Origin of the sequence: Brevibacillus gelatini (genome assembly GCF_050920745.1) — a bacterium.
Taxonomy (GTDB): Bacteria; Bacillota; Bacilli; order Brevibacillales; family Brevibacillaceae; genus Brevibacillus; species Brevibacillus gelatini.
On the sequence record NZ_CP154342.1, the window covers coordinates 2,113,115 to 2,136,631 of the forward strand.

At 53.7% G+C, this 23,517-nt stretch carries 22 protein-coding genes, 3 tRNA genes and 1 pseudogene; 24 read left to right on the top strand and 2 right to left on the bottom strand.

The window, feature by feature from the left end; genetic code table 11:
* The first annotated feature begins 88 nt into the window (after positions 1-88).
* From AAFJ72_RS10535 to AAFJ72_RS10555, 5 genes are all read left to right on the top strand, one after another.
* A complete protein-coding gene (locus AAFJ72_RS10535) occupies positions 89-1,156 on the top strand; it encodes a sulfate ABC transporter substrate-binding protein (RefSeq protein ID WP_432777024.1) in 1,068 nt (355 codons plus the stop codon).
* Between the two features lie 40 nt (positions 1,157-1,196).
* Positions 1,197-2,033 carry a sulfate ABC transporter permease subunit CysT gene (gene cysT, locus AAFJ72_RS10540; protein WP_432777025.1) on the top strand — a complete coding sequence of 279 codons (837 nt, stop codon included), beginning with the start codon at positions 1,197-1,199 and terminating at the stop codon, positions 2,031-2,033.
* A gap of 12 nt (positions 2,034-2,045) precedes the next feature.
* The gene (gene cysW, locus AAFJ72_RS10545) at positions 2,046-2,912 is read left to right on the top strand and encodes a sulfate ABC transporter permease subunit CysW (RefSeq protein WP_432777026.1); all 867 of its coding nucleotides are present in this window, start codon (positions 2,046-2,048) and stop codon (positions 2,910-2,912) included.
* Complete coding sequence (locus AAFJ72_RS10550) at positions 2,909-4,024, top strand: sulfate/molybdate ABC transporter ATP-binding protein (RefSeq protein WP_432777027.1); 1,116 nt, start codon at positions 2,909-2,911, stop codon at positions 4,022-4,024. Before cysW ends, AAFJ72_RS10550 begins: the two co-directional genes overlap by 4 nt.
* 370 nt (positions 4,025-4,394) lie before the next feature.
* Positions 4,395-6,008 carry an ABC-F family ATP-binding cassette domain-containing protein gene (locus AAFJ72_RS10555; RefSeq protein ID WP_122904346.1) on the top strand — a complete coding sequence of 538 codons (1,614 nt, stop codon included), beginning with the start codon at positions 4,395-4,397 and terminating at the stop codon, positions 6,006-6,008.
* Between the two features lie 74 nt (positions 6,009-6,082).
* Here AAFJ72_RS10555 and AAFJ72_RS10560 read toward each other — a convergent pair whose 3' ends face one another.
* Complete coding sequence (locus tag AAFJ72_RS10560) at positions 6,083-6,274, bottom strand: hypothetical protein (RefSeq protein WP_432777028.1); 192 nt, start codon at positions 6,272-6,274, stop codon at positions 6,083-6,085.
* Between the two features lie 200 nt (positions 6,275-6,474).
* On the opposite strand from AAFJ72_RS10560, the gene AAFJ72_RS10565 reads away from it, so the two are divergent.
* The 6 genes from AAFJ72_RS10565 (at position 6,475) to AAFJ72_RS10590 (ending at position 11,370) form a co-directional block, all read left to right on the top strand.
* On the top strand, positions 6,475-7,332 hold the full coding sequence (locus AAFJ72_RS10565; protein ID WP_432777029.1) for a carbon-nitrogen hydrolase family protein: 858 nt from the start codon (positions 6,475-6,477) through the stop codon (positions 7,330-7,332).
* 27 nt (positions 7,333-7,359) lie between these two features.
* Positions 7,360-8,028, top strand: coding sequence for a GNAT family N-acetyltransferase (locus AAFJ72_RS10570; RefSeq protein ID WP_432777030.1), 669 nt, complete (start codon positions 7,360-7,362; stop codon positions 8,026-8,028).
* A 47-nt stretch (positions 8,029-8,075) separates the two neighbouring features.
* Positions 8,076-8,747: a GNAT family N-acetyltransferase gene (locus AAFJ72_RS10575; RefSeq protein ID WP_122904315.1), complete on the top strand. Its 672-nt coding sequence runs from the start codon at positions 8,076-8,078 to the stop codon at positions 8,745-8,747.
* Positions 8,748-8,856: 109 nt separating this feature from the next.
* Complete coding sequence (locus AAFJ72_RS10580; protein WP_122904316.1) at positions 8,857-9,102, top strand: hypothetical protein; 246 nt, start codon at positions 8,857-8,859, stop codon at positions 9,100-9,102.
* Between the two features lie 142 nt (positions 9,103-9,244).
* Complete coding sequence (locus tag AAFJ72_RS10585; RefSeq protein ID WP_432777031.1) at positions 9,245-11,026, top strand: M3 family oligoendopeptidase; 1,782 nt, start codon at positions 9,245-9,247, stop codon at positions 11,024-11,026.
* Between the two features lie 101 nt (positions 11,027-11,127).
* On the top strand, positions 11,128-11,370 hold the full coding sequence (locus AAFJ72_RS10590) for a hypothetical protein (RefSeq protein WP_122904318.1): 243 nt from the start codon (positions 11,128-11,130) through the stop codon (positions 11,368-11,370).
* A gap of 65 nt (positions 11,371-11,435) precedes the next feature.
* Here the strand turns inward: AAFJ72_RS10590 and AAFJ72_RS10595 are convergent, their stop codons facing one another.
* Positions 11,436-12,344, bottom strand: coding sequence for an NlpC/P60 family protein (locus tag AAFJ72_RS10595; RefSeq protein ID WP_432777032.1), 909 nt, complete (start codon positions 12,342-12,344; stop codon positions 11,436-11,438).
* Between the two features lie 185 nt (positions 12,345-12,529).
* Here AAFJ72_RS10595 and AAFJ72_RS10600 point away from each other — a divergent pair.
* The 13 genes and pseudogenes from AAFJ72_RS10600 to AAFJ72_RS10660 all read left to right on the top strand — a co-directional run bounded on the left by AAFJ72_RS10600 (position 12,530) and on the right by AAFJ72_RS10660 (position 23,446).
* A tRNA-Asp gene (locus tag AAFJ72_RS10600) sits at positions 12,530-12,606 on the top strand.
* A 34-nt stretch (positions 12,607-12,640) separates the two neighbouring features.
* A tRNA-Thr gene (locus AAFJ72_RS10605) sits at positions 12,641-12,716 on the top strand.
* 12 nt (positions 12,717-12,728) lie between these two features.
* Positions 12,729-12,815 (top strand) — tRNA-Leu (locus AAFJ72_RS10610).
* 385 nt (positions 12,816-13,200) lie between these two features.
* Positions 13,201-15,818, top strand: a pseudogene (gene ppsA / locus AAFJ72_RS10615) (phosphoenolpyruvate synthase).
* Positions 15,819-16,005: 187 nt separating this feature from the next.
* Positions 16,006-16,623, top strand: a complete 618-nt coding sequence (locus AAFJ72_RS10620; RefSeq protein ID WP_432777033.1) for a VanW family protein — start codon at positions 16,006-16,008, stop codon at positions 16,621-16,623.
* A 149-nt stretch (positions 16,624-16,772) separates the two neighbouring features.
* Entirely contained in the window at positions 16,773-17,306 is a 534-nt protein-coding gene (locus AAFJ72_RS10625; RefSeq protein ID WP_432777034.1) for a hypothetical protein, read from the top strand.
* A gap of 72 nt (positions 17,307-17,378) precedes the next feature.
* Complete coding sequence (locus tag AAFJ72_RS10630; RefSeq protein WP_432777035.1) at positions 17,379-18,005, top strand: fumarylacetoacetate hydrolase family protein; 627 nt, start codon at positions 17,379-17,381, stop codon at positions 18,003-18,005.
* 283 nt (positions 18,006-18,288) lie between these two features.
* Entirely contained in the window at positions 18,289-19,194 is a 906-nt protein-coding gene (locus AAFJ72_RS10635) for a C40 family peptidase (protein WP_432777036.1), read from the top strand.
* A 241-nt stretch (positions 19,195-19,435) separates the two neighbouring features.
* Positions 19,436-21,016 carry an acyl-CoA synthetase gene (locus AAFJ72_RS10640; protein WP_432777037.1) on the top strand — a complete coding sequence of 527 codons (1,581 nt, stop codon included), beginning with the start codon at positions 19,436-19,438 and terminating at the stop codon, positions 21,014-21,016.
* Between the two features lie 116 nt (positions 21,017-21,132).
* Entirely contained in the window at positions 21,133-21,972 is an 840-nt protein-coding gene (locus tag AAFJ72_RS10645) for a transglycosylase domain-containing protein (protein WP_432777038.1), read from the top strand.
* A gap of 17 nt (positions 21,973-21,989) precedes the next feature.
* Positions 21,990-22,148, top strand: a complete 159-nt coding sequence (locus AAFJ72_RS10650; RefSeq protein ID WP_432777039.1) for a hypothetical protein — start codon at positions 21,990-21,992, stop codon at positions 22,146-22,148.
* Positions 22,149-22,238: 90 nt separating this feature from the next.
* Positions 22,239-22,484, top strand: coding sequence for a DUF2642 domain-containing protein (locus tag AAFJ72_RS10655; protein ID WP_432777040.1), 246 nt, complete (start codon positions 22,239-22,241; stop codon positions 22,482-22,484).
* A 68-nt stretch (positions 22,485-22,552) separates the two neighbouring features.
* On the top strand, positions 22,553-23,446 hold the full coding sequence (locus tag AAFJ72_RS10660) for a manganese catalase family protein (protein WP_432777041.1): 894 nt from the start codon (positions 22,553-22,555) through the stop codon (positions 23,444-23,446).
* The last annotated feature ends 71 nt before the right edge of the window (positions 23,447-23,517 follow it).

The window sequence follows — 23,517 nt, forward strand, 5'->3', positions numbered from 1 at the left end:
CAGCGAGGGGAAGGCAGGTATAATCTAAATATCAAAGTATTCCGAGTAAAATAGTATAGATTAAAAACGGGGAGTGAGAGTTACCACTATGAACACCACAAAGGGCAAGATCCATTCCAGTCTGAGACGCATCGGAATTGTCGCGTTAGCGATCGCTTTGGGCGGATGCTCCGCTGCGTCGCAAGGAACAGAAACGGGCGGGACAGAGGCGGGAGGCAGCGCGCAAGCCGTTGAGCTGCTCAATGTCTCCTACGACCCGACGAGAGAATTTTACCAAGAGATTAACACGGAATTTGCCCAAGAGTGGAAGGCGAAAACCGGACAATCGGTTACTGTCAAGCAATCTCACGGAGGCTCCGGCAAGCAATCCCGCTCGGTCATCGACGGTCTGGAAGCGGATGTCGTCACGTTGGCGCTTGCTTATGACATCGATGCCCTAGCCGAGCGAGAGCTGATTCCGGCCGACTGGCAAAAAAGACTGCCGGATAACAGTTCGCCCTACACCTCGACCATCGTTTTTCTGGTGCGCAAAGGTAATCCGAAACAGATCAAGGATTGGGACGATCTGGTCAAACCGGGCATCTCGGTCATCACACCGAACCCGAAAACGTCCGGGGGAGCCAGATGGAACTACCTCGCTGCCTGGGGCTATGCACTCAAGAAGAACGGGGGAGATGAAGCCAAGGCAAAGGAGTTCGTGGCGGCGCTGTTCAATAATGTTCCGGTTCTTGACTCTGGTGCGCGCGGCTCGACGACTACCTTTGTCGAGCGGGGGATTGGCGACGTGCTGATCGCCTGGGAAAACGAAGCGTATCTCGCGGTGAATGAACTGGGCAAAGACAAATTCGAGATTGTCAATCCATCCATCAGCATTTTGGCCGAACCGCCTGTTGCCATCGTTGACAAATACGTGGAAAAGCACAAGACAAAAGAAGTCGCCGAAGCGTACCTGCAGTTCCTGTATTCAAAGAAAGGACAGGAAATCGCAGCGAAGAATTACTACCGTCCTCGCTCTGAGGAAGTGCTCAAGGCGCATACACCTGCGTTCCCTGAAATCGAACTGTTCACAATCGACGAACTGTTCGGAGGGTGGACGAAGGCGCAGCAAACGCATTTCTCCGACCAGGGCGTCTTCGATCAACTGTACCAACCGTAAACGCCAGAAAACATAACCTGTCATCAGAGGAGTCAGCTCCATGAAAAAATTATTTTCGCGCAGGGGGTTTTTGCCGGGCTTCGGGATGACGATGGGCTACACCATCATTTATTTGAGCCTGCTGGTGCTGATCCCCCTGTCGGTCCTTTTTTTAAAAGCTTCCACATTAAGCTGGGAACAATTTGTGGGCACGATTCTCGATACGCGCGTGCTCGCTTCGATTCGCGTCAGTATTCTCACTTCTTTTTTTGCCGCCTGTGTCAATGCCGTATTCGGCGTCCTGGTCGCCTGGGTGCTGACCCGCTACCAGTTTCCCGGCAAACGCATCATTGACGGCATCGTCGACCTCCCGTTTGCCTTGCCGACAGCAGTAGGCGGGATTGCGCTCACCTCCATCTACGCTGAAAACGGGTGGATCGGGCAGTATTTGGCGGAGTGGGGGATCAAAGTCGCGTATACGCCAATCGGCATCTGGGTGGCCTTGACGTTTATCGGTCTGCCGTTTGTCGTGCGGACGGTGCAGCCTGTCTTGCAGGACTGGGATCTGCAGATGGAGGAAGCGGCTGCGACGTTGGGGGCGACACGCTTTCACACGTTTACCCGCGTCATTTTGCCCCATTTGCTGCCGGCGATCATTACCGGCTTTGCCCTTGCTTTTGCCCGAGCGCTCGGCGAGTACGGTTCTGTCGTCTTTATTTCCGGCAATATGCCGCTCAAGACAGAAATTGTGCCGCTGCTCATCATGACAAAGCTGGAGCAGTTCGACTACGCGGGCGCGACAGCGATTGCGACGGTCATGCTCGTTGCCTCGTTTGTCATGCTGCTGATGATTAACTACTTGCAATGGAGGATGAACAAATTCGATGCGGCACGATAGAGGGTGTGACCAATGAAGCATGTAACGGAGCCAGCCTACGTGCGCTGGAGCTTGATCGCGGTTGCTTTTCTGTTTCTCGGACTGTTTCTCATCCTGCCGCTGATTGCCGTCTTTACCGAGGCGTTCAAGCAGGGGGCAGACGTGTTTTTCGCCGCCATTTCCGACCCGGAAACGCTGTCGGCGGTCAAATTGACGCTTTTGGTCGCCGCCATCAGCGTGCCGTTGAACGTCACGTTTGGCGTCGCCGCTGCGTGGGCCATCGCGAAGTTTTCGTTTCGCGGCAAAAATGTGCTGCTGACGCTGATTGATTTGCCCTTTGCAGTGTCGCCTGTCATCGCCGGGCTGATTTTCGTTCTCCTGTTTGGCAGCGAGGGAATTGCCGCGCCGTTGTTGGCTACGCTTGATCTGAAAATCATTTTCGCCGTCCCGGGCATTGTGCTGGCAACGACCTTTGTCACGTTTCCGTTTGTCGCTCGCGAGCTGATCCCCGTGATGGAGGCGCAGGGCAAGGACGAAGAGGAAGCGGCCGTGTCGCTCGGTGCGAGCGGCTGGAAAACGTTTTGGCGCGTCACCTTGCCGAATGTGAAATGGGGCATACTGTATGGCGTCATTCTCTGCAATGCCCGGGCGATGGGCGAATTTGGCGCTGTCTCGGTCGTTTCCGGCCATATTCGCGGCATGACCAACACGCTGCCTCTGCACGTGGAGATTTTGTACAACGAATACCAGTTTGCTGCGGCTTTTTCGGTCGCGACGCTACTCGCTGTGCTGGCACTGGTTACGCTCGTCGTAAAAAGCGTGATCGAGTGGAAAACAGAGCGACAGTTCGAGGTGGAAGTGGAAGATCACTTTGACGTGTCAGGAGAGAGGGCAGGATGAGCATTGAGGTTGTCAACATTTCGAAGACTTACAAAAACTTTACCGCGCTGCAAAATGTCAATTTGCACATTCCCGAAGGCGAACTGGTCGCGCTGTTAGGCCCGTCCGGCTCCGGCAAGACGACCCTGCTCCGGCTGATCGCCGGACTGGAGCAGGCGCAGCAAGGGAGCATCCTGTTTAACGGCGAGGACAATACAAACCGGGATGTGCGCGAGCGTCAAGTTGGCTTTGTGTTCCAGCATTACGCCCTGTTTCGGCACATGACGATTTTTGACAACATCGCATTCGGTCTGACCGTCCGTCCCCGCAAAGCAAGGCCGAGCAAAGCAGAGATTCGCGAAAAAGTGCATTCCCTGCTCCGGTTGGTGCAACTGGAAGGGCTGGCGCATCGCTATCCTTCGCAATTGTCCGGGGGACAGCGACAGCGTGTCGCACTGGCCAGAGCGCTTGCGGTGGAGCCGAAATTTTTGCTCCTGGATGAGCCTTTTGGCGCATTGGACACAAAAGTCAGGCAGGAGTTGCGGCGCTGGCTGCGTCATTTGCACGGAAAGCTCGGCCTGACGATTTTGTTCGTGACGCACGACCAGGAAGAAGCGATGGAGCTGGCAGACCGCGTCGTCGTCATGAATGAAGGCAGGGTGGAGCAGGTCGGCACACCCGAAGAAATTTACCACAAGCCTGCCAACCCGTTTGTCTACAGTTTCCTTGGCCGCGTCAACCTGTTTCACGGGCGGATTCAGGACGGACGGATCAAACTGGGGGAAGCGGAGTTCGAGGCGGAGCACGCTCATTTTGAAGGGCCGGCTGTCGGCTACATGCGTCCGCATGACGTGGAAGTGTCGCTGCACCCGCCGAAATCGACCGCGACCACATCCGTTCGGGCGCAAATCGAACGGGTTACACCACTCGGCCCGTTCGTTCGCCTGGAATTGAAGCGGCTGGATACGAAAGAAGTGTTTGAAGCGGAAATGAGCCGTCAGCGGTTTTTGGAACTGAACGTGGTCGAAGGCGGTATGGTGTACGTGACGCTGCACAACGTCTCCATTTTTGTGGAAAACGCGCCAGCAATCAAGCCAACGCGCGTCTACGTTCCGCAGCAGATCAGCATTTGAACGCTCACACAAAACGAAGGCAAAACCGGTCTGCACAAGAAGGCAGGCCGGTTTTCGTGCGGGAAGGGGACGATTATTCGCCCCGTTGCTTGGAGCGAGTTTCTTCCTTGCCGACCGTTGTCGAAGAGCGGGTCTGGGAAGGATTTTCTTTTTTGCCCATCTCGTTCTTGACCCCGTTGTGTTTGGACATCGTCACGACCTCTTTCTTCGTTAGGGTGGAAATACAGTGGTAGCATTCCCGGTTTTGCAACAATCCATGAGGAAAAGTGTCCAGGCTGAGATTTGTCGCAGCGGCAATTCTTTTGCAATATGAGGTTGGCTCTGGTAAGATAAGTGTTTGAACGATTCAAAAAAGGCAGGTATTGCGACGATGATAAGCACTCAGAACGTGACGCTGCGCTACGGCAAACGCGCACTGTTTGAAGATGTATCGATCAAGTTTACCCCTGGTAACTGTTACGGCCTCATCGGTGCGAACGGTGCGGGGAAATCTACATTTCTCAAGATTCTCTCCGGAGAGATTGAACCGACGAGCGGACACGTTTCGGTGACACCAGGCGAGCGGATCGCTGTGTTGAAGCAGAACCATTTCGAGTTTGACGAGTATGAAGTTCTGAAAACCGTCATTATGGGTCACAAGCGCCTGTACGAGATCATGGAAGAAAAAACGGCGCTCTACATGAAAGAAGACTTCAACGAAGAGGACGGCAACCGCGCCTCAGAGCTGGAAGCGGAATTCGAAGAATTGAACGGCTGGATGGCCGAAGCGGATGCAGCAAGCCTGCTGATTGGTCTGGGCATCCCGACCGAACTGCACGACAAACTGATGAAAGACCTGTCCGGTACGGAAAAAGTACGGGTATTGCTCGCACAAGCGCTGTTTGGCAACCCGCACATTCTGCTTTTGGACGAGCCGACGAACCACTTGGATATTGAGTCGATTCGCTGGCTGGAAAACTTCCTGGCCGATTATGAAAACACCGTCATCGTCGTTTCCCATGACCGTCACTTCCTGAACAAAGTGTGTACGCACATCGCGGATATTGACTTCGGCAAAATTCAAATGTACGTGGGTAACTACGACTTCTGGTACGAATCCAGCCAGCTCGCGCTGAAGATGGCTCGTGAACAGAACAAGAAAAAAGAAGAGAAGATGAAGGAGCTCCAGGAGTTCATCGCGCGCTTCTCCGCCAACGCTTCCAAGTCGAAGCAAGCGACCTCGCGCAAAAAGCTGCTGGAGAAAATTACACTGGAAGACATCCGTCCATCCAGCCGCAAATATCCGTTCATCAACTTCAAGCCGGAGCGCGAAGCGGGCAAAAACCTGCTTTCGATTGAAGGCTTGAGCAAGACAGTGGAGGGCGAAAAGCTGTTTGAAAACCTCCATCTGGTCATCAACAAAGGGGACAAGGTAGCGTTTGTCGGACCAAATGAGCTGGCAAAGACGACCTTCTTCCAGATTTTGATGGGCGAAGTTGAGCCGGACAGCGGTTCTTTTGAATGGGGAGTCACCACTTCCCGCGCGTACTTCCCGAAAGACAACGCCCAATACTTCGACACAGATTTGAACCTCGTGGATTGGCTGCGTCAATACTCCAAGGAGCAAGACGAGACGTTCATCCGCGGATTCCTTGGCCGCATGCTGTTCTCGGGCGACGAAGCGCTGAAAAAAGCGAACGTGCTGTCCGGGGGCGAAAAGGTTCGCTGCATGCTGTCCAAAATGATGCTGTCTGGCGCCAACGTGCTGATTATGGACGAACCGACGAACCACCTGGACCTGGAATCGATTACGGCGTTGAACAACGGCTTGATCGACTTCGATGGAACCGTGCTGTTCGTCTCCCACGACCATCAGTTCGTGCAAACGATCGCCAACCGGATCATCGAGTTCACACCAAAAGGCGTGATCGACAAGATGATGACCTACGACGAGTACCTCGACAGCGAAGAAATCAAGCGCCTTCGCGAAGAGCACTACGCGTAAAAGCGAAAACCCGTATCCTGCGCACCAATCGTTGTGCCGGATACGGGTTTTTTGGCGGGTAAAAAAGCAGGCTGCTAGGGTGTGGACGGCGCGTCCTCCAGCAACTCCACTTTGTTCAAAAACGACTCCTTGCTGGAAAAAATCACGCGTTCCTTCAGCGGAGCCGTAAAAAAGACGACGATGTACTGCTCGTCGATGTATTCAACGATTCCGCGCTTTTTCGGACGCTCTTTCGTTTTCACAGGCTTGTTCAACCATTCATCCATCTGGATTCCTCCTATGTCTCACGTAGCTATTATACCAGCTTTCGAAGGGATGAACGTAACGTAAAAAACGAACGGACTGCCTGTTTCGCTTGAGCAGTCGCCTCAACGTCCAGCCTTTGCACTTGTTTATCTGGAAAGAGAGACTTTCCCGATCATTTTTGATATATTTTAGACATCTGGAAAAAGGAAGGAAGATTGCTGTGAAAATGCGCGTCTCCACAGTGCAGTACCATCTGCATACGATACATAGCTTTGAAGATTTTGCCAATCAAGTCGAGCACTACGTTCGTAACGCCCAGGAGTACGACAGCGAATTTTTGCTGTTTCCGGAATTGTTCACCACCCAGCTCATGTCGATCGGCGACGGACAAGGAAACGCTTTGCCGATTACAGCGTTGCCGTCCTTTACAGAGCGGTACGTGCAGCTTTTTACTTCGCTTGCGGCCAAGTACGACATGCACCTCATCGGCGGCACGCACATTATCGAGGAAAACGGTAAGCTGTACAACACCGCCTTTTTGTTCTACCCGGACGGACGGGTGGGCCAGCAAAAGAAAATCCACATCACGCCATGGGAAATCAAAGGCTGGAACATGGGGGCAGGCGACTCGCTGCAAATTTTTGAAACCGACAAAGGCAAGGTCGCGCTGATTATTTGCTACGACATCGAGTTTCCCGAGTGGGTGCGCATCGCCAAGGCGCGCGGCGCAGACGTCATTTTCTGTCCGTCCTGCACCGACGACCGCCACGCTTTCCATCGCGTACGCTACACGAGCCATGCGCGCACCATCGAAAATCAGGTGTACGTCGTTCTGACGGGGACAGTAGGTTCGCTGCCGACTGTCGACTTTATGCGCGCCAACTTCGGTCAGGCGGCGATTTTGACGCCAAACGATGTGCCGTTTCCGCCGCGCGGAGTGCTTGCCGAGGGCGAAATCAACCAGGACATGCTCGTGACTGCCGACCTCGACCTGTCGCTGTTGTACGAAGTGCGGGAAAAAGGCTCGGTGACAACGTGGCGCGACCGTCGCACAGACCTGTATCCCGATTGGAGCTAGCATCTCGCGAACAGACGGAGGATGGAAATGTACCGCAAAGAACTGTATGTGTTTGAAGGGGACAAGCCGCGCAAGGCTGTCATCCGCAACTACAACCGCTCCGACTTTTTCGAGCTGATCCAGATTCAGGCGGAGAGCTTCCCGCCGCCGTTTCCCTCCGAGCTGTGGTGGAACCAGGAGCAGCTCACCAACCACATCACGCTTTTTCCCGAGGGCGCGATTTGCGTGGAGGTGGACGGTGTTCTGGCAGGCTCGATGACCGGACTGCTCGTGCAATTCGACCCTGCCCACCCGGAGCACAAGTGGGCAGATGTGACCGACAACGGTTACATCCGCAACCACGATCCAGACGGGGACACGCTGTACATCGTGGACATCTGCATCCGGCCGAGCCACCGCAAGCTCGGACTCGGACAACTGATGATGCAGGCAATGTACGAGCTGGTCGTCCAAAAAGGCTTGAAACGGCTTTTGGGCGGCGGAAGAATGCCTGGTTACGGCCGTTATGCAGATGAGTGGACGCCGGAGCAATACGTCGAGCGCGTGGTAGCGGGAGAGGTCAAAGACCCGGTCATTACGTTTCTCATGCGTTGTGGCCGGATGCCTGTGCAAATTGTGCCGAACTATTTGGAGGACGAGGAGTCCCGCAACTACGCCGTGCTGATGGAGTGGAAAAACCCGTTTCTGGCACGCTAGGCGACGAACGAATTACCGATTTTTCAGAACCAGGAGGATGAATCACGATGGAATTTGTACGCATTCAACATATTGACAATCCGCTGTTTGCCAAAATGCACCGCTTGATGCAGGAAGTTTTCCCGCCAGAGGAGGTTCTCGCCTACGAATTGTGGAAAGAGCCGCTCGAAGACCCGGGAATTCGCGTATTTGTGGCCGTACATGAAGGAGAGGTAGTCGGCGCTACGGAATACCGCTACTATCCTGATCTGAACGTCGCCATGACCGACTTCACCATTATCGGGCGGGAAGGGCTTGGCGTAGGCCGTTTTCTGGCGAGAGAGCGGCAAAAAGACCTGCTCGCGCTGGCGAAGGAAAATGGCAAGGAACTGTACGGCATGTTTGCCGAAATTTACGATCCGTACCGTGTGCAGGAGCACAGCTTTGGCGGCATCAAGCCGATGGACCCGTTCGTGCGCCGGGAAGTTCTTTCCCATCTGGGCTACAAGCGCACGAATATCGCGTATGTGCATCCATCCTGGCAAAACGATGGTGAAGCAGTAGCTGGACTCGACCTTGGCTTCCTGCCGACGAATGAAGAGCAGACGAGCCTGGAGGCAGAACTGATCGTCACTTTCCTCAAGCGCTATTACGCCGTCCTGCCGCAAAAGCCGCAAGCTTGGCTGGACATGGTGGCAGAGCTTGAGAGCAAGGAAAGCGTAGAGCTTCTGCCGATCTAATCCCAAAACGGTACACAGCACGAACCGACACTCCTGTGGAGCTCACCAGCCTGGCTTCACGGGAGTTTTTCTTCTCCCATCCGATCTGGCCAGACAGGGGTGAAAAAGAGTGAACGCGCAAAATCTCGCATCGATTCTTCTTTACCTAGCCGTCCTACTCCATCTGCTCGGCATGAGCGGCTGGGTCCAGGCAAAGCTCTCCCAACCGATTCAGCTTGCGACACTGGCCTTCATGCTGACTGCCTTGTTTGTGCTGCGCAAAAAGAAGCGCAAAGCAAGACGCCGCACGAGAAAGCCGCCAGCCGAAGTGGCTGTCATGCTAGAGAGGGCCGAAGAAGGGGAGCCGGGAAAATGATCCCCGATGTCTCTTGCGACTGCCTTGTCTGCCTGGCCGTCTTGTTTGCGCATGTTTTTTATAAAAACTTGCTTAATCTATCTAAATTTTTTTACAATAGAGTCTGATACATAGCATACATAGGCATAAGGAGGCCGAACTCATGAACATGCGCTGGAACTTGGACGTTTTGTACACGTCGTTTGACTCGCCGGAATGCAGGCAAGATTGGGAAAAACTGTGTCGGGAAATGGACGAGCTAAAGAACTGGACCGCAATGAGCCTGCAATCGCCCGAAGACGCTGTCCAGAAGATGGAGACGTACATTACCCGGCTGACGTCGATTTTGCAGACGCAGTACCGCTTGTACGCGTTTGGCGAGCTTGCGGCAAGCGTAGACGCGAAAAACGAAAAAGCGCTGCAATTGATCGAGAAAGTACAGGAGCAGTCCGTCGAGCTGGTGGAGCCGGGCGTGCAGTTCCAGAAATGGCTGGGCCAGCTGGACAACCTGAGCGAGTTGATTGGCCAGTCAGAGCTGCTGGAAACCCATCGCTTCATGCTGACCGAACTGTCCGAGAAGAGCAAGTACATGCTCAGCGAAAAAGAAGAGATCATTTTGGCGAAAATGAAAAACACAGGCTCCAACGCCTGGACGAAGCTGCAGGAAATGCTGACCTCGACCTTGTTGGTGGACATCACCGTTGACGGAGAGGCGAAACAGCTTCCTCTGCCAGTCGTGCGCAACATGGCGTATGAAAAAGATGCAACGCTTCGCAAAACCGCCTACGAGGCAGAGCTTGCCGCCTACAAAAAGATCGAGGAATCGTCTGCGGCGTGCCTGAACGGCATCAAGGGCGAGGTCATCACCGTAGCCAAGCTGCGCGGCTATGAATCGCCCCTGGAAAAAACATTGCTCGATTCGCGCATGGACAAGGCGACACTCGACGCGATGCTCACGGCCATGAAAGAAAGCTTGCCGGCCTTTACGAAATACTTCCGGGCAAAAGCCAAGCTGCTCGGACACGAGAACGGCTTGCCGTTCTACGACCTGTTCGCTCCGGTGGGCGAAGCCGACATGCGCTTCACGTATCAGGAAGCGCGCGATTTTATTGTCAAGCATTTTGGCAGCTTCAGCGAAAAGCTGGCGAATTATGCTGCCCGCGCTTTTGACAACCAGTGGATTGACGCCGAGATTCGCGAAGGCAAACGCGGCGGAGCGTTTTGCTACAACCTGCACATGGTCGGGGAAAGCCGGATCATGGCCAACTACACAGGCAGCTACAGTGACGTAAGCACATTGGCGCATGAGTTGGGACATGGCTACCATGGCGAATGTCTCGTCCAGGAAGCGTTTTGCAACAGCGACTATCCGATGCCGATTGCCGAAACCGCGTCGATTCTGTGCGAAACGATTATCGCCAAGGCGGCTTTGGCCCAGGCGACACCCGAAGAAGCGTTTTCGATCCTGGAAAACGACATCTCGGGCGCCGGTCAGGTCATCGTCGATATTTACAGCCGCTACCTGTTTGAAACGGCCGTATTTGCCCGTCGCGCGGAAGGCTCCCTGTCCGTCAACGAGCTGAAGGAGCTGATGCTGCAAGCGCAAAAAGACGCCTACGGAGAAGGGCTGAACCATGCCGTGCTGCATCCGTACATGTGGGTGTGCAAGCCGCATTACTATAGTGCCGACTTCAACTTCTACAACTTCCCGTACGCCTTTGGCCTGCTGTTTGCCAAAGGACTGTACGCCGAGTATGTGAAGCGCGGCGAAGCGTTCGTCCAGCAATATGACGAGCTTTTGTCTGTCACAGGCAAAATGAACATTGCGGATGTGGCGGCCATCATGGACGTCGACGTGCGCTCGGTTGACTTCTGGCGCAGCTCGCTTGCCTTGATCGAAAAAGATATTGATACGTTTGTAGAGCTTGCCGCAGCACGTGCGTAAGCTTGCAGGAAAAAACGCCCGATAAGCGAGTCGGGCGTTTTTTGACGCATAGCAACGGACGGAGCGGGAAACAGTAAGAAAAAAGCAAATGAGGTGATGACGTGGTAAACGGATTGCAGTTACTCGACTTACTGCGGGAAACAGAGAACAAAATGCTGCATCTACATAGAGCCATCGACAGGGTCAGTAGCGAACCCGATTTTAAAGAGTCGGTCAGCGTTCTCACCACAGTTGTACGCGATTACCAGCTTCAGCTCGACAAGATGAAGCAGGCCTTGGGAAAAATCGAAATCGGGGGCAATCAGACACCTCCGCAGGCCGGACAACATTCGGAAATTCATTGATACGAGTCCCACATGCAAACAGCCCACAACCTGCAGACAGGTGTGGGCTGTTTGTTGGGATCAAACTACTGGAAATCGACGTAGCGCTTCACGCCGTAAAACGGATACAGCTTGTGCATGTACTCCACTTTGCCATAGCGTACGTCTTCGCCGTTTGCATGGACGATCGTGCCGTTCCCCAGGTAAATCGCTACGTGGGATACACGTCCTTTTCCAAGGGAATCATAAAACAGCAGGTCGCCCGGCATTGCCTGCTCCAGCGGAACCGATGTTCCACCGCGGAATTGTTCCTCGGATGTGCGCGGAAGAGTTACTCCGAGTCGGCTAAATACGTAGGAAGTAAAGCCGCTGCAATCAAATCCGTCCGGGGTAGTTCCTCCAGTCACATACGGAGTTTTGAGCAATGGTTCAAAGATCGCTTCCAGACGATGCAGGCTTGCGGAATCAACTTCGCCTGTAAACACAAGGTCAGGGGCGAGCTTTGGACTCAAGTAAGCGGAGAAGACGTAGGCTTCATCATCTTCGAACTCGATTTTGGTCCACTCGCTGCCAGTCTCGACGACTTCAACCAGGTCGCCATACTTCAGCTTGCCTAACACTTTCGCATCCGTCGACGCTTTTTTGCGCACGTTCAGCACATCTGCTGTCACGCGAGCTTTTTCGCCAGCCGTCAATTCTTCCGGCTCATTCTGGGCGGAAAGATTGGAGCCGGCTATCACATCGAGAGGGAGATCGGCTCCAGCGCTTGCCGACAGGCTTCCCTCAGGCAAAGCCAAAGTCTGGCCAATCGACAGCTGATCGGTTTTCAGCTGGTTCACTTGCATGAGCTGGCTGACCGTAGTCTGGTGCTCACGGGCAATTTTGCTCAACGTGTCCCCTGCTGATACTACGTACACTCCAGAGGAGGCGTGAGCAGCAGTAGGCAGCAGAGTGAAGAGGGCGAGGGAGGTGAGTAGCTTCGAAGTCAGTTTCATATCATCGTCTCCACCAATCTACTATTTTCTGCATATCTGGATAAAATTTTAACGGATTTTCAATGGTAAATCTATGAAAAAATGATGGAGAATAAAATTTTCAAAAACTATTGCAAAGTTGGTAGAAAACATGCTATATTACAGAAGTGCCCACGATAGTGAGTAAAAAATGGAAAAAACCACATGGAGCTGTGGTGAAGTTGGAGTTCACGCCGGTCTGTCACACCGGAGGTCGCGGGTTCGAGTCCCGTCAGCTCCGCCATCTTTTGATAAACGAATGGCGAATATCATTACTTGCCGGCGTAGCTCAATTGGTAGAGCACCTGAATCGTAATCAGGGGGTTGTGGGTTCGATTCCTATCGCCGGCACCACGTGTTTCATATGCGGTCGTGGCGGAATTGGCAGACGCGCTAGATTCAGGTTCTAGTGGTGGCAACACCGTGGAGGTTCAAGTCCTCTCGACCGCACCATACGAGTAGACGACAGGCTTTTGGGCTGCTTTTTCGGCAGAACAAAAGCTTTTTTGCTTTTCATGATCTGGACATGGCTGACCCTTATTGGATGCTTTCTGAGCGCCCGCCTGTGCATGGGCAGGCAGGGCAGGCTTAAACCGGCCAAGATTTGCAGCTTGCTCGGTTATGACTACAAGCTTTCAAATATCCGCTAACGCAAAAAAACCCGGAGCTTCACTCAGGGTTTTCTTATTGCGCCTAAAAAGACACGATGATATAATCGAAGCACAAGTCTGCGCTTTCTTTTATGGTTAGTAGTACCTCATCTTACACTTTAATTGTATCACCTGCGCAATCACTTGTCAAATGCTTTTTCACAATGGAATGGTTAGGGGAGATCGGTATGAGCACGTTGATCCTTGGTTTTCAGGAAATGGAAAAAACGGCGCAGTGGCTCGTTGGCGGAAAAGGAATCAATCTGGGTGAGCTATCGAAAATCCCCGGCATACAAGTCCCGGAAGGATTTTGTGTGACAACCGCGGCCTATCAAAAAGCGATCGCACAAAACGAGACGTACCATGCTTTGCTGGATCGCCTGTCAAGGCTTGGCACAGAAGACCGGGAGCAAGTGCGTGAAATCAGCAGGCAGCTTCGGCAAATTATCAGAGAAGCGGAAATTCCCGCCGATGTAGTAGAAGCCGTGACTCGCTATCTCTCACGCTATGGTGCAAAACACGCTTATGCCGTGCGCTCAAGCGCGACTGCGGAAGATTTGCCGCACGCTTCTTTTGCTGGTCAACAGGACACCTATTTGAACATAATCGGAATCGAAGCCATTTTGCAGCATATCAGCAAATGCTGGGCTTCGCTGTTTACGGATCGCGCGGTCATTTACCGGATGCAGAACGGAATTGGCCACCGCGATGTTTCTCTATCCGTCATCGTACAGAGGATGGTGTTCCCGCAAGCTTCCGGGATTCTATTTACCGCCGACCCGATTACAGCCAACCGGAAGCTGCTGTCAATCGACGCCAGCTTTGGACTTGGCGAAGCACTCGTCTCTGGCCTTGTCTCCGCTGATGGTTATCAGGTAAAAGACGGAGTCATCGTCAGCAAGAAAATCGCGACCAAAACGCTGGCGATTTACGGACGAAAAGAAGGCGGAACACAGACGGAGCAGATCGAACCTGAGCGACAAAAGGTGCAAACTCTTACCGACCCGCAAATTTTGCAACTGGCACGCATCGGAAGGCAGATCGAAGCTCATTTTGGCTGTCCGCAAGATATTGAATGGTGCCTCGTTGACGATACGTTTTCCATTGTCCAGAGCCGCCCGATTACGACTTTGTACCCCATCCCGGAAGCGAACGATCAAGGCGATCACGTCTACGTATCGGTGGGCCACCAACAAATGATGACCAACCCGCTGAAGCCATTGGGCATGTCTGTTTTTTTGCTGACGACGAATGCACCGATGCACAAAGCGGGGGGAAGGTTGTTTGTCGATGTGACAAAGATGCTCGCTTCCCCTGACGGCAGGCAGACGCTGCTAAAAACATTGGGACAATCGGATCCGCTTATCAAAGACGCGCTGCTTGCGATCATCGAGCGAGATTATATCCCATTGACACTAGCAGATGACAAAGCGCAGGCGCCCGGCAACAGCAACCCAGGCAGGCTCACCGCCAGTCTGAAAACACCGAGCGAAGTCGATCCAGCCATCGTGGCTGAGTTGATTGCGCGAAATCAAAAGGCGCTGGAAAAGACAAAGCAAAGCATCCAGACGAAATCCGGGCCGGACTTGTTTTCCTTTATTCTCGAAGACATTCGGCAGTTAAAGCAGGTGCTATTTGTCCCCGAAAACATGGGCGTGATTATGACTGCGCTCAATGCTGCGACATGGATTAACGAAAAAATGTCCGAGTGGCTGGGTGAAAAAAACGCAGCCGACACGCTTTCCCAATCTGTGCCAAACAACATCACGTCGGAAATGGGGCTGGCGCTCCTCGATGTTGCCGATGTGATTCGCCCTTATCCAAAGGTCGTTGACTATTTGCAGCACGCACAAGCGGAGCACTTTATGGATGGACTGCGAAAGGTAGAGGGCGGACAAAAGGCGCATGACGCGATCCAGGCCTATCTCGACAAATACGGTATGCGCAGTGCCGGAGAAATTGATCTGACGAGAACGCGCTGGTGTGAAAACCCGTATATGCTCGTCCCCATGATTTTGAGCAACATCAAAAATTTTGCGCCGAATGCCGGCAAGGAGAAATTTGAGCAAGGGCGACAGGAAGCGCTTAAAAAAGAACAAGAGATGATCGAGCGAGTCAGGCAATTGCCGGACGGGGAACAAAAAGCAAGAGAAACGAAACAAATGATTGACCGCATTCGCAACTTCACTGGTTATCGCGAATATCCCAAATACTTCATCGTGAGTCGCTATTTTGTCTACAAGCAAGCTTTGCTGAAAGAAGCCGAAAAACTCGTCCAGGCGGGCGTTCTTCACGAAAAAGAAGACGTGTACTATCTTACGTTTGAAGAGTTTCACGAAGCGGTGCGCACGAACGAGCTGGACCAGCAGATCATCCACAAGCGAAAGGAAGACTATCGATTATTCGAAAAGCTGACCCCGCCTCGTGTCATCACGTCTGACGGTGAAATCATCTCTGGCAAGTACAAGCGGGAAAGCTTGCCAGCCAATGCCCTTGCCGGTCTCGCTGTTTCTGCCGGAGTGATCGAGGGGCGGGCCCGAGTCATTTTACACATGGAAGAGGCGAATCTGGAAGAAGGGGATATATTGGTCACTACTTTTACCGACCCAGGATGGACCCCTTTGTTTGTAGCGATCAAAGGTCTGGTCACGGAAGTGGGCGGCCTGATGACCACGGGGCTGTCATTGCGCGTGAATACGGCTTGCCGGCCGTTGTCGGCGTGGAAAATGCCACGCGGCTCATCAAAGACGGGCAACGCATCCGCGTACACGGGACAGTAGGGTATGTGGAGATTTTGCACGACTGACGCCGTTTGGCTGCGCACCTGGTCTTTCTGAATTGCCCAACATTTGCAGGTTGCTCGCCGCGTCATGCGTGGGATACAGTAGAGTGGCGAGCATTGTGGTCGACACGATCTGGCTGGCGTTGACTGAAAGCTTCTCTGCAAGCCGAGAAGAGAGACAGCACGATTAAAAACGAGGGAGAAGAGGAGCATGAACAAATTCCGGTTCGCAGGTGTCAGTGTGATGACAGCAGCTTTCCTGTTTTCAGCGTGTACAGCAGTCCTTCCCACTCCTGCATCTGCCTTGGGCACAGAAGAACTTTTCCCTGCAGAGCAGCGTGAAATGTTTTTGGACAAAATGGACATCGAGGAAAACGAGGTCCTTGGGTTCTACCATACGACGATGGAAGGCAGCTCTGACGCGCGCAAGCACAATATCAAGAAGGCGCTGAGAAAGATCAACAAGCAAAAAATCGATCCGCAAGCGGTCTTTTCCTATAATGAAGCAGTAGGCAACTCGAATATCGCAGAGGACGGCTGGCAAAAGGCAGGCACAATCTTGAACGGACAACTTGTCGATGACTACGGCGGCGGGATTTGCCAAGTATCCAGCACGTTGTACAATGCGACCGCAGAAGCGGGAATGACGATGGTGGAGCGGCACAATCACAGCAAGTCGGTGGGCTATGTACCGGCTGGCCAGGACGCGACGGTAGCTTATGGCTTGCTGGATTTCCAATTCCAGAATCCATACGATTTTCCCGTCAAAATAAAAGCGAAGGCGTACAACGAAAACGATGTCGTCATCGCCATCGTCCGCGCATCATGACAACAACGCAAAAGCAGGGGGGCACCCAATGGGGATGTACCTCCTGTTTTTTTGTCTTTAAAAAATGTAAAATAATGGATGTTTCAAAGCGATAATTGGTTATGAGGTAGGCATGCCTGACCATACTGGGTGAAAAAGGAGGTGCCGTGATGTACGTACAGGTGACAGGCGACCCGCATAATGAGCGCGTCGTCGTCATGGGAGAGCCGCTGGGCTTTTGCCAAAAGGATGGCTATTATTTTCTGCCGGGAAGGCTTGTCGCAGCGCTGAAGCCGGAAGATTTGCCTGTCGGGATGGCATTCAGACTGCAGGGCGCCCTTCCTTCGGGCTATGGATTTTACCGGGAGGATGCCGTTGTTTTTGGCAGAAGAGACGATTCCTCTGCCCTTTGGATCGAGGTGACCTCCACCTATGTCATCGCGGAGTGGGACGGCTTGTTTTCGCTGGACGCGACCGTTCAGGCGCGCAGAGCTGTCATTGAGCAGCATCCGCAGCTTGTGTTTGTCTTTTGTGAAAAAAACGAGCAGGCCGTGCGTCTTCGCTACGGGTTCACGTGGATCTCAGAGGCGGAGACGGATTTGGAGAGCGCACTGGAAGCGATCTGCGATACGGTGTTTGAAGTGGAGGCCCGCGGCAACGCCAGGCTCTGGCCGGGCTATGACAACTGCTTTGGTGAGAAGTGAGCGGCTGTCTTTTGTCCTCTTTCCCATGATATAGTAAGTGAGAGCGAAAAGCCTGCATAAGGAGAGGACAAAATGGAACAGATCCGCAATATTTACTGTGTAGGACGGAACTATCGACTGCATGCGGCCGAACTGGGAAACGACGTACCGAAAAAACCGATGATTTTTGCCAAGCCGACACACGCCCTGGCTGTGACGAACGGACAGGAGGTCGAGCTGCCGGGCACGCGCGGAGAGCTTCATTATGAAGCGGAACTGGTCGTGCATCTGGCGCGGCCGTATGAATCGGGCTGCACGCTTGCCGAGCTGGTCGACAAAATCGCCCTTGGCATCGATTTTACGTTGCGCGATGTGCAGAGCGAGTTGAAGAGCGCAGGTCATCCGTGGCTGCTTGCCAAGGGCTTTCCCGGTTCTGCAATCTTGACGCCGTTTCACCCGTTTCCGGGCCTTGCAGCGATGCAGCAAACGGACTTTTCCCTGCTAAAAAACGGCGAGCAGGTGCAGCGGGGAAATATTCGCGATGTCATTTTTGATCTGGAGACGATTATTGCCTACATTGCCGAGCATTTCGGTCTGGGTGCGGGCGATGTGATCTACACGGGGACTCCTGCGGGTGTCGGGCCTGTCGCAGATGGCGATGTGCTGACCCTCAAATGGGGCGAAGAAGAGTGGGGCCAGTTTACGGCCAAACTGAAATAAAAGCGGGCAGTTGCGGCGGGCAAATAGACCCATCTTCTGACAGGATTAAGCAGAAGATGGGTTTTTGCTTGGAAAAGCATCGTTGAAAACAATTCTCAATAGCGTCTGGTACTATGGAACTAAAAGGCAGGAGTGACCTGTTGTGACACTTGTTTTTTGATTAGTCCGATGCTACTAATTCCATGATTGGTAAATTTTACGGTCTTATCCTCCCGTTTCCTCCTGGGGTAATCTGTCCATGTACCCACGACGGGTGCCACAACATGACAAGGAGGAAAAGAAAGTGACGAAACGAGATTGGGTTTTGAAGTCAACAGTAGCAGTCATGCTGAGTACGTCCCTGTTAATGGGTGGTCAAGTTGAACAGGCGGCCGCTAAGACGCAAGATTCAAAACAGTCTGATGTTGTAAAGATCGCGACATCCTTGATTGGGAAAGATTATGAATATAAAGCAAAAGGTCCAACACAGTTCGGCTCCGCAGAACTGGCTACGTACACGTACAAGCAAATCGGGGTTTCCATCGGCAGCACGATTGCGAGCTTATACAAGGCAGGTAAAAGTGTCTCCAAAAACAGCGTGCAGCCGGGAGACCTGGTGTTCTTCTCGTCCAACGGAAAAGGCAGCCCGACATTTATGGGCATATACATAGGCAATGACCAATTTGTCTACTCCTCGCAAAGCGAAGATGCCGTCGTCCTGAAAAACTATTCGGAATACAGCAAGAAGTTCCTCGGCGCACGCCGCATTTTGGAGGAGACAAGCTCTTCCGACACTTCCGGCAGCAAGCAGGAGCAAACGGTAAACAACCTGGCCGACAAGGTTATCAAGATCGGCGAGAAATACTTGGGTACGAAGTACAAGTACGGCTCCAGCAGCAGCACGACCAAGACGTTTGACTGCTCGTCGTTTACGCAGCGCGTCTTCAAGGAAGCGGGGATCACGTTGCCGCGCGACTCCCGCCAGCAATCGACCGTAGGGACGACTGTGTCCAAGAAGAACTTGCAAAAAGGCGACCTGATCTTCATGAAAGCTTCTGTCAACAGTTCCTCCGACCGGATTACACACGTGGCGATCTACGCCGGAAACGGCAAAATTTTGCACACGTACGGAAGCCCTGGCGTGACCTATTCCAAGTTCGACGGAACGAACTGGGAGAAGCGCGTCGTCAAGATCAAGCGCGTCCTGTAGGATTGCAAGCTTTCCATAACCGTATACGGAAAAACCGTTCCTGCCGGCTCTCGTGCATTGTGCATGAGAGCCTTTGTTATGTATGACGCAGGATGGCTGCGAATCGTTGCGGGTGCTGCCCTTGCCAATTTTTGTAATACTCCGCGGAACATTTTTTGTTAGAATAGAGAATAAAGAGGAAATATTGAGAAAATGCAGAACTTCTATTTCTACATACGTAAAAAACGTGGAGGTGTTTCACTTGCAATTGAACATGCCAGCAAAGTACAATTTCGCCGCACAAGTGGATGAATGGGCCAGAACAAATCCGGAGAGACGCGCTGTCTGGGAGCTGGACGAGCAAGGGAACGAACGGATCCTGACCTATGAAGAGCTGCGTCGCTATTCCAATCGCATCGCGAATGCGCTTGGCTCCGTCGGGATTGGGGCGAAGGACCGGGTGCTGGTGCTCGTCTCCCGCGGGACACTCGCGTACGGGCTGTACCTCGCTTTGTTGAAGCTGGGCGCGGTCATTTTGCCTGGGTCGGAAATGCTGCGCTTCAAGGACATCGAGTACCGGGTGAACCACGCCAAGGTCAAGGCTGTCATCAGCTTCGAAGGCGCGATGGACGAGGTCGATCAGACTCGCGGTAAATGCCCAAGTCTGACGCACTACATGACGACAGGCGCAGGAAAAGAAGGCTGGGTTGCTCTGCCGGACATCATGGAGGGGCAAGCCGAGGAATTTACGCCAGTAGACACGGATGCAGATGAACTGGCCTTTTTGTCCTATACGTCCGGGACGACAGGCGGTCCCAAAGGGGTTATGCACGTCCACGGCTGGCCGTTCGCGCATCTGGCGGTGGCGGCGAAGCAGTGGCTCGACGTGCGCGAGGGCGATCTGGTCTGGGCGACAGCAGGTCCTGGCTGGGCCAAATGGATCTGGAGTCCCTTCGTCTCCACATTGGGCATGGGAGCGACGGCGTTTGTGTACAAAGGACGGTTCGTCGCCGAAAACTATTGGGCGATTTTGCAAAAATACCCGATTTCCGTTCTCTGTGCGACGCCGACCGAGTACCGACTGATGGCCAAAGTGTCCGATCTGGGCCAGTACAAGCTGCAAGCGCTTCGCTCCGCATGTTCGGCAGGGGAGCCGCTGAACCGCGAAGTGATCGATACGTTCCGCCGCGAGTTCCAGGTGACAGTGCGCGACGGTTACGGACAGACGGAAAGCACCCTTTTGGTGGGTACCTTCGTAGGCATGGAGCCAAAGCCAGGATCAATGGGCAAGCCATCTCCGGTCGTGCGCATTGCGATCATTGACGAAGAGGGCCACGAGCTGCCTGTCGGCAAGGTCGGGGACATCGCGATTGACCGCAAGCTTGTGGCGTTGTTCAAAGGCTACCTGGATGATCCCGAGCGCACGGCAAAAGCATTCCGCGGCGACTGGTACGTGACGGGCGATCAAGGGCGCATGGATGAGGACGGCTACATCTGGTTCGAGGGCCGCTCGGATGACATCATCATTTCCGGCGGGTATACCATCGGTCCGTTCGAGGTGGAGGATGCACTGGTCAAGCATCCGGCCGTAGCCGAATGTGCGGCCGTCGCAAGCCCCGATCCCGAGCGCGGGCATGTGGTGAAAGCATTTGTCGTCCTGAAAAAAGGCCATGCGCCTTCCGATGGACTCGTTTCGGAGCTGCAGGATCACGTGAAAACGTTGACCGCTCCGTACAAATATCCGCGCAAGATCGAATTTGTCCAGGAACTGCCGAAGACAACCTCCGGCAAAATCAGACGAGTCGAGCTGCGCCAGCAGGAAGCCGGGACACTCCGCTCCTGATAAGCCAGAGCCTGGAGCCTTACGAAATTGTAAGCTTGCTGTAAGCAGATTCGATGGGAGAAAACAGGCGCATTCCCTACAATAGAGTTGTCTAGCAAGGCAAGGGGGAATGCAGCATGAACCAGCTTTCCGTTCCGGTAGGAGGAAAAGCGAATCCATATACAGCAGCAATTGCCAGGGAACGCTCGCAAAAACGGGGCGTTTCCTGGAAAAAAAGAGCCGGCCTCGCGCTCGTCGCCTTGCTGGTGGCGGCAGTTCTGACACCGCTTTTTCTCACCTGGGCAGGCAACCTGTGGATCGATGAGCGGAAGCTGTCGGCGGTGCAGCATCCGGCACAAGGTGTCTACGTCAGGCTGGATGAGGTGCCGGACTACGTGTGGAAGGCGTTTGTCGCGATTGAGGACCACCGTTACATGCAGCATTCCGGGGTGGATCCGTACGGACTGGCCCGGGCCATCTGGGTAGATGTGCAGGAGGGAGCCTACGTGCAGGGCGGCAGCACGATCACGATGCAGTTGGCCCGCAACCTGTTTTTGACCCAGGACAAAACGATTGGCAGAAAAATCAAGGAAATGGCGATTGCCTTGCAATTGGAGCAGCGCTACAGCAAAAAAGAGCTGTTGGAGATGTACCTGAACGTGATCTACTTCGGGCATGGGCACTATGGCATCGAGGAAGCGGCCCAGTTTTACTTTGGCAAAACGCTCAAAGCGTCGAGCGGGCATGCACCGCTGACCATGGGCGAAGCTGCGATTCTCGCTTCGTTGCCGAAAGCGCCGGAAGCATATTCGCCCGTGAAGCATGGGGAAAAAGCCCAGGCGCGCATGCAGGTTGTGCTGGACAGAATGGCCGAGCTGCACGTCATCGATCAGGAGACGCTCAAGCAGGCCAAGCAGCAGCAAGTTGTGGTCAAGGCCAAGGAGAGCAGCGAACAGCGGACGGCGTTGAAGCAATAAGACGTGAAACGAAACTGGTGAAGAACTCTTCTGTCGATTTGGCAGGGGAGTTTTTGTTTGTGGGAAAAGCAGCCGCAGGTTGCACGGAGATGCGGGCTATCATGCTGGTTGGACGGGAACAGGTCGCCACATCGACGCGGGACAAGGCAATGCTTGAAACGGTCACGGGCCAGTGACGCCATTCGAGACGGCCTGTGCACTCACCCAGGCGTCTCGCGCTGCATATAAGGTAAGGTGAGGAACTACAGGAAGGAGTCCAGAGCGTCATGAGTGCGTATCCTTACCAACAACCCCAGCCAGGGGCGAACACCCCTTCGATGTCGACGGTGATTGACCCGTTTCTGTATCAAACGTTGCTCAGCGTGGTACAGCGCGATGTCGTCATTCAAACGACCCTGGGAAATCTTCGCGGCAACGTCGTCCATGTCATGCCGGATCACGTGGCTTTGCGCGTGGGCGGCTCGATGTTTTTCGTGCGCACCCAGCAAATCGTCTGGGTCATGCCGGGTTGATGGCATGATACAACCTTGCCCCGACATAAAACAATAAAGGTAGGAGTATGACGGGGGAGGGAATCGCGTTGTTTACAAGAATCAACAGATTGGCTATCGAGCTTCCAGAGCCGGAATACGGAGACGCCAACGCCGCTGCGGCCGTCCAGGAACTGTTGGGCGGTCGTTTTGGCGAAATGTCGACACTGAACAACTACTTGTACCAATCGTTCAATTTTCGCGGCAAACGCAAGCTGAAGCCGTTTTACGACCTCGTCGCCAGCATTACGGCAGAAGAAGTGGGCCATGTCGAGCTGGTGTCCAATGCGATCAACCTGTGCATGAAAGGCATTACGCGGCCGGGCGATCCCGATACGACGCCGCTGGCGAACGGCCTGAACAAGCGCAACACCTATCATTTTATTGTTTCGGCACAGACAGCGCTGCCTGGGGACTCGATGGGGAAACCGTGGATGGGCGATTACGTTTTCACCAGTGGCAATCTCGTCCTCGATCTGTTGCACAACTTTTTTCTCGAATGCGGAGCGCGGACGCACAAGATGAGGGTGTACCAGATGACCGATCACCCGACGGCGAGAGCGATGATCGGCTACCTGCTGGTCAGGGGCGGCGTGCATATTGTCGCCTACGCCAAAGCGCTGGAAATCGCCACAGGGGTAGACCTGACGAAAATGCTGCCCATCCCCGACCTCGACAACGAACAGTTCGACGCTGCCCGTCCGTATATTGCGATGGGACTGAACCGCAAGCTGTATACGTTCAGCGATCAGGATTATCAGGATATCGCCTTGATCTGGCGCGGGCCTTTGCCGGATGGCTCGACGGCCGAAGTCATTCAGGGGGTTCCCGATGGCGGCCCGGTTCCGGACCTCGATGAGCTGCCGGAAGAGTTTGCGCCGGGCGTGTCGCGCGAAGATTTTATCGAAATTGCCAACCGTCTGCAAAGATCAGCCGGGTTGTAGGAGCCAGCGAACATGGACATTCGCACAAGCAAAAAGACCAATCAGCTTTGGCAAAAGAAGCGGGAGCTGAT